The sequence below is a fragment of the Bacteroidota bacterium genome (assembly GCA_034723125.1).
GTDB lineage: Bacteria > Bacteroidota > Bacteroidia > CAILMK01 > JAAYUY01 > JAYEOP01.
Window position 1 is genome coordinate 1 of sequence record JAYEOP010000567.1, and the last position, 7361, is coordinate 7361.

Here is a 7361-nt window from a genome sequence, read left to right on the forward strand (position 1 = left end):
TGAATTAAGAAAAGCTTTTCCTGATGAATTCAACAAGGCTTTTGATAATTGGGATTATATTGTGAAAACAAATACTAATTACAAAAATAAATAAAGGGAGGTTCTGTAAATAGTGGCTATAAGAAAATTCGTATATTTTTGACTGTTAGAATATTATGTGTATTTTGTCGCTTGAATCTAATATCATAAAGTAGTCATTTGATTGTCATTAAATTGTCATTAAGTTAAAAAATCCAATGACAGCTTGGCTAAATGACTATTAATGACAATTGAATGACTTTTACATTCACATCCATTTTAAATTCAAAGCCCAAGTATAATGAGTAATACAAAGTTTTCTTAGAGACAATATTTACAGAACCTCCTTAAAAATTATTTTTCAAAATCAACAACTGCTGTTTTCTCTGTTATACCAATTTAATTTCAAAACGCCTGATAAATAAATTAAATTATATTTTTCTTTTTTTAGGCAAAAATTCTTTGCATAGCTATAGCTACGGAAATAATTTTTAACGACAAAAAAGGGAAATAGAAATGATTTATATCGGGTGTTTTGATGTTAATTTGGTATTATTGATTTCAAAAAATCTAATACTTTTATATGCTCAGGGTGAATGCGATAATCATTCAACTCCTTCATGTTATTAAAGTCTGAAACCAGAACAACATCATAAGCAGATGGAGAAGTGCTTAAATTTAAACCTACTTCATAATATTTAATTTCATCAATTTTATTTTCAAGGTTTTCCAGTTCACTTTTTAATTTTTTTGCATTAGTTATTTTTACTTCTTTGCTACTAAAGTTTTTGAGTTTTATCATTACAATGTGGCGTATCATAATTTTATTTTTTGTGATTAAAAAAAACCGCAGTAAAGAAACTGCGGTTTATAATCTATTTTTTCAAGTACTTCTTCCTTACCAGCTAATAATAACAGTTCCGTTATTTTGTGATGAAGCCCCGCCACCTGCGGTATTTGTAACAGAAGAAACAGTAGTAGAATCAAAGTGGTTGGCACCACCGCCACCACCACCGCCACCGGAAGTAGAACATCCTGAAGGGGCAGTTCCACCTGCACCACCGCGATAGCCACCGCCACCGCCTCCAGCACCACCTTGACGGCTGTTGGTACTTCCCCAGCCACCGCCTCCGCCTCCGCCTCCGCCACCGAAGCCGCCATTACCTGCTTGTCCAGTAACTGAATATTGTGTTCCACCTGTTCCACCAGCAGTTCCGTATCCGCCACCGCCTCCACCTGAAGCTTGATTTGAGGCACCATCACCTCCATCACCACCACCGGATGATGTTCCAGCGTCTCCTGCTTGCCCTCCACTTACTCCACCAATTCCACCTGCAGCTGATAATCCTGTTGAACCTCCTGCTCCTCCACTTCCACAGCCACCATTTGTTCCTGATTGTCCGGGGTAGCCACCATCTCCACCTGTCCCATTAGTAGTTCCATTTGTAGAAGAAGCACCGCCACCGCCTCCTGCTGTAATTATATGGTTGCCATTTAATAGTAATCCGGAAAATCCACCACCACCTTGTCCACACCTATTATAAGTTGCATTCGCTCCTTTTCCACCAACAATAACAGTAAATGTTTGGTTTGAGTTACAAGCAACAGTACCAACAATTTTGCCGCCATCGCCTCCTGATGATCCTCCGCCACCAGCTCCATTTACAGTTACGGTAATTTCTGTAATACATACACCAGGTACAGTGAAAGATTGTGAGCTACCTGTATAAGTAAAAGTTTGTGTGCCTGTTACATTATTCCCAATTGTAAGAACTATTGTATCTTTATTAATACATCCGTTTCCATCAGTAACTGTTAAAATATATGTTGTTGTTGCCGATGGACCTGCTACAGGATTTGCTACCGAAGTACTTGATAATCCTGTTGAAGGACTCCAGCTATATGTGTAAGGAGTAACTCCATTGTACGCTGACGGTGAGCCACCAATAGCAAATGTCCCTGAACAAATTGCAGTATCACGTCCTGCATCAACTACCAAACCTGTTGATAATTCCATTGTATCAAAATCAACACAAGCATTATCATCTTTTACTCTAACAACATAAGTTGTTTGTGTTTTTAAATTTGTAGTCGGATTTGCAATTAAATTATTTGATAATCCTGTAGAAGGCATCCAAATATAAGTATATGGTGAAAGTCCACCCGATGCTGTTGGTGAGCCTCCTATTGTTACAGCATTTGTACACCAACCTTTATCAGTACCTGCGTCTGCAACAGGTGCAGAAGCAATAGTTAAAACCATAGTGTCTGTAATACTACAATTATAATGGTCACTTACTTTAACAACATAAGTAGTTGTAGATGAAGGAGAAGCTTCAGGGTTAGATGCTGAAGAATCTGATAAAGCTGTTGCAGGTGTCCATAAATATGAATATGGTGCAGTACCTGAAGTTGCTACTGGATAACCACCAATTGTTAAATGAGTACAAGTAATAGTGTCAATTCCTGCATCTGCAATTGGAATTGGGTCAACCAAAACTTCAAGTGAATCATAACTTATACAACCAAGTGAATCTGTAATTGTAACTTTGTATATTGTGGTTAGAGAAGGTGTTGCTGTAGGATTTGCTAAATTAGAATTATTTAAATCGCTAGCATGTGTCCATGAATAAGTATAAGGAGGTACACCTCTTGTTGCAACAGGATTACCGCCTATTACTATACTTTCTCCGTAGCAAATAAATGTATCAACTCCTGCATTGGGGTCGGCTGTTCCAACAGAAATATTAACAGTATCTCTACTTACACATCCATAATGATCGGTTACTTTTAAAACATAATCCAATTCATCATTGGGATAAACTGATGGATTTGCAACATTTGGATTTGATATTCTCATATAAGGTGACCAGCTATAAATATATGGAGGCGTACCCGATGAAGCGGAAGGCGATCCGCCAATTATAACAGAACCATTTTTACAAATATTTTTATCTATTCCTGCATCAGCTATTGGTGATGGAGCTCTCCTCACATTTACCGTGTCATAATCCACACATCCGTTACTACCGATAATTTTCAAAAAGTAATTAGTTGTATTATTCGGAGATGCTAAAGGATTTGAAACAGAAGTATTAGTCAAACCTAATGAAGGACTCCAAATATAAGTATATGGTGGGATACCGCCACTTGCTGTTGGGCTACCACCAATTTTTACATTTCCTGAACAAAGCCCGGTATCTTTTCCTGCATTGGCAATAGGAATAGGTCCTATTGTTAAAACAACTCCATCTGTGTTATAACATCCTTTTGAGTCTGTAACTTTTAAGTTATAAATTTTTATTGTTTGAGAAATTACTTCAACTTCAACTACAGGGTTTGCTATTTTATTATTTGAAAGGTCAGTATCCGGTGTCCACTTATAAGAATATGGAGGACTACCACCTGATGAAGTTGGTGAGCCACCAAGAGTAGCAGCTACACCCGAACAAACTGATACATCATCTCCTGCATCAACCACAGGAGGGATAAAAACAGTTAGTAGCATTTCGTCTTCTCCTGTACAACCTGCATCATCAACTATGGTTATTTTATAAGTTGTCGTTACATCTGTAAAAGATGTAGGATTAGGCACACTACCACTGTTTAAATCTGCCGAAGGTGTCCATGTGTAATTATAAGGTGGTGTTCCATTTTTTACCGTTGGAGATCCACCAATTGTCATTATTCCACCTTTACAAATTGAAGTATCTAATCCTGCATCTACAATAGGCATAGAATGAACTTCAACAAAAGTAGTATCCGAATAAACAGGGTTGCAAGTTCCATCAACAACAGAAGCTCTGTAGTAATAGCTTTTACTTGGTGTGATGTTCAGTTGAGTAGAATTTTCACCACTCATGTCTGTCCAGCTAGTTAGATTTTTAGATTTTTGCCATTGAATTGTTCCAATATAGGTTCCTAAATTTATTTCTACACTTTCGCCTTCACATATTTCAACTTGTGCAATAAGTGATGTTGAGGTAAAAAGGAATAAAGTAAAAAATGATAGTAAAAATATTTTTTTTATAGTATTCATAGTCTTAACTTTTTTAATTATTCAAAATAAGTTTATTTTATGGAGATTCTTTTAAATACTGACGATTCTGAACCCTTAAGTTTTACAATGTAAATCCCAGCAGATTCATTATTCAAATCAATCTTTCCCTGATATCTATATTTTATTTTTCCAATCTTTTTATAATAAACTGTTTTTCCCAAAGCATTATAAACTTCTATATTCAATTCCGTATCATTTAAATATCCTTGAATAGCAATGTTAAATATTCCATAACTCGGATTTGGAAATATTTTAAAAGATAAATCATTTACAGAATTAAAAATTGACGTTGGCACTGATTTGACTTTAATACTATCCGTACTTGTACAACCATTGATATCAGTTACTAAAACAGTGTAAACTGTAGTAACATCAGGTGTAGCAGTAGGATTTGCAATTGTTGCATCATCTAAGCTTGCTACAGGTGTCCACGAATAAGTATAAGGTAAAGTACCTTTTATTGCAGTTGGATTACCGCCAATAGGAGTACTTTCTCCTTTATAAATAAAAGTATCCGTTCCAGCATCTGACTGCAAGGAAAAAGGTTGTGTTACTGACACATTAACAACTTCTTGAGAAAATGAAGTAATAAAAAATAGGGACAATAGTACTCCCATTATCACCCTTTTGATAATGTAAAAATTTTTCATAATTCTTATTTTTAGTGAAAAAATAAAATAAAGATTAAATCGACAACAAAGTTATAAATATTTTTTTAATCTCCAAAAATATATTTTTTAAAATTATCCAATTACTCTAATTTAAAATATTTCTTCTCTATCTTTGATGCTCTTAATGGTGTTCAATTATTCAATCTGAATAAAAGAACTAATAGGGAATTCCGTGAAAATCGGAAACAGTACCCGCTGCTGTAATTCTCGTTTCTAATAAAATTAGAAACATGGATTTCGGTCATTCAATACCACTGTGCAACATGAAGCATGGGAAGGTTACCGAAATCAGAGAAAAGTCAGAAGACCTGCCATTGAAGATGTTATTATTTGCTTTCGGGATAAAAAGTAATGGATGAATTCTGAATTATCACAGTTTATTCAAGGCTAACCGGAAGTTTTAAAAGCAATTATTTTTTTAACTTTTAAAACTTTTATTAAAATGGAAAAATTACTTAAAACGAAAAAAACAATAGTGTTGTTTTCCGCATTAATTGTGGTTTTTAATTTCAATTTGTATTCTCAAAAAAATGAGAAGCAGGATTCGTTAAAATCTTACACCCTTGACGAGGTTATTGTAAGTGCCTCAAAAACAGAGCAAAACCCTTATGATGTTGGCAGAAGTATAAGCGTTATTGATGCTAATCAAATAAATAACTCAATGTTTGAGAATGTTGGTGATTTGCTTAAAGCTACAGAAGGAATTCAAGTAATTGGTTCAAGACAAAATGCAGCTTCTAACCAAAGCTTATTTATCAGAGGAACAAACAGTTATCATTCGGTGGTGATGATTGACGGCATAAGAATCAGCGACCCTTCTTCTGTAAATAATGCCATTGAATTATCGGAGTTATCACTCGTTAATGTTGAACGCATTGAGATAATTCGTGGTTCGCATAGTACAATTTACGGTTCTTCTGCTATTGGAGGAATTATTAATATTATCACAAAAAAGAATAGTTCAAACTTTTTAAATGCAGGTGTTTCATTAAAAACAGGAACGTTTGGAAAAGGAAATTATTCAACAACTGATAATGTATTTTTAAATTTAAATTTTAAAAACGGATTATATTTTGACATTTCCGCCTTTCAAAAAAATGTTAAAGGCATTGATGCAACTCTTGATACCATAACAAATCCGGCAACATTCAATAATCCCGATAAAGACAATTTTGAAAAAATTGATTACTTGGCAAAAGCAGGTTACAGAAATAATAATATTGACTTTTTTGTTTCATACAAAAAAACAAGTCAAAGAGCTGACCTTGACAAAACTGCATTTAAAGATGATGATAACAGATATATTGATTTTAACAGGAGCTTATTAAACTACGGTGTTAATTACAAATTATCGGATAATTTTTCAATGTCTTTTTCAGGTGGATATTCCCAAATGCAAAGGAAAGATATTGACGATTCATCTGTTGTAAGTAATTTAGGAACTTATGATCACCAATATGCAAAAAGTATTTTTGACGGTTCATACTTGACAAACGAAATGCTTGCAAAATATAATTCAGGGAAAATATCAGCAATTTTGGGAGTAAATCTCAACGAAGAAAAAATGAATAATTTCAATTATGTTTATTCTTACAGCTCATATTTTGGAGTTTATGAATCAACAACAGATTTGGATTCCCTTGATTTAAATTCTAAAACCAAAAGTTTGTTTTTCCATACGGATATTAATGGCAAAATAATTTCAGAGAAACTTAAAGCATTAAATCTCAGCATTGGAGCAAGAGTTTTAAATCATAGTAGTTTTGGAAATAATTTTGTTTATGAAATTAATCCTTCTTACAAAATAAATCCCGCAACAATTTTTTATGCTTCATATTCTACTGCTTTTAATGCACCATCACTTTACAGACTTTATTCTCCCTACAAAGGTTTTGGATTTTACTCATCAAGAGGAAACGAAAATCTAAGTCCTGAAACATCCCTTTCTTTTGAGTTTGGATTTAAACAAAAAATAAATAAAAACACCAACTTTTCACTTGCGTTTTTCAATACAAAAATTAAAAATTTAATTGAATATGTTTATTTATGGGACAAAAACATAGGAATTGATACACTTGGAAATGACTGGCTAAGAAATGATTATAAAGGCGATACTTATATTAATTTATCAGAACAAAAAATTAACGGAGTAGAATTAGCATTTAATACCGAAATTGAAAAAAAAATTTTTATTAGTGGAAATTTTACATATTTAACAGGCTTAACAATTGCCAGCACTGATGGAATTGATACATCTCAAACAGGAGGACATCATGTACAATTATTTGAAAGCGGAATTTTTGTTGACAACAAAGAAAACGAAAATCTTGGCTTGATAAGACGACCAAGCAGTATGATTGACCTAAGTATTACTTATTTGATTTCAAAAAAATTGAGATTTAATTTCGCCTCACATTTTGTAGGTCAAAAGTTTGATGTTGCTTACAATTCCACACTGGGACCCTATGGAGCACTTGACAAGGAATTTGTAAAAAGTTATAATGTTTCAGATATTTCATTGAAGTACGATATTCTAGAAAATTTATTTGTTGCAATTCAGGTAAAAAATATTTTTGACACTGATTATATTGAAATAAACGGATATTCAACAA

4 protein-coding genes and 1 riboswitch are annotated in these 7361 nt (G+C 33.5%); of the genes, 1 reads left to right on the forward strand and 3 read right to left on the reverse strand.

Annotated elements, in window-relative coordinates; all coding sequences use genetic code 11:
- Nucleotides 1–559: 559 nt before the first annotated feature.
- The 3 genes from U9R42_14460 to U9R42_14470 all read right to left on the reverse strand — a co-directional run bounded on the left by U9R42_14460 (nucleotide 560) and on the right by U9R42_14470 (nucleotide 4728).
- Nucleotides 560–838 (reverse strand): Dabb family protein, encoded by a 279-nt coding sequence (locus U9R42_14460; protein MEA3497226.1) that lies wholly within the window; start codon nucleotides 836–838, stop codon nucleotides 560–562.
- 78 nt (nucleotides 839–916) lie between these two features.
- The gene (locus tag U9R42_14465; GenBank protein ID MEA3497227.1) at nucleotides 917–4057 is read right to left on the reverse strand and encodes a hypothetical protein; all 3141 of its coding nucleotides are present in this window, start codon (nucleotides 4055–4057) and stop codon (nucleotides 917–919) included.
- Nucleotides 4058–4089: 32 nt separating this feature from the next.
- Nucleotides 4090–4728 carry a T9SS type A sorting domain-containing protein gene (locus U9R42_14470; protein MEA3497228.1) on the reverse strand — a complete coding sequence of 213 codons (639 nt, stop codon included), beginning with the start codon at nucleotides 4726–4728 and terminating at the stop codon, nucleotides 4090–4092.
- A 129-nt stretch (nucleotides 4729–4857) separates the two neighbouring features.
- A riboswitch (cobalamin riboswitch) is annotated at nucleotides 4858–5080 on the forward strand.
- Between the two features lie 111 nt (nucleotides 5081–5191).
- Here U9R42_14470 and U9R42_14475 point away from each other — a divergent pair.
- Nucleotides 5192–7361, forward strand: a 2170-nt coding sequence (locus tag U9R42_14475) for a TonB-dependent receptor (GenBank protein MEA3497229.1), incomplete at its 3' end; no start/stop codon positions are given.

Bases quoted from the DNA above. Each gene is read 5' to 3' on its own strand.
- U9R42_14460 (MEA3497226.1), bottom strand. From the start codon at position 838: ATGATACGCCACATTGTAATGATAAAACTCAAAAACTTTAGTAGCAAA.
- U9R42_14465 (MEA3497227.1), bottom strand. From the start codon at position 4,057: ATGAATACTATAAAAAAAATATTTTTACTATCATTTTTTACTTTATTC.
- U9R42_14470 (MEA3497228.1), bottom strand. From the start codon at position 4,728: ATGAAAAATTTTTACATTATCAAAAGGGTGATAATGGGAGTACTATTG.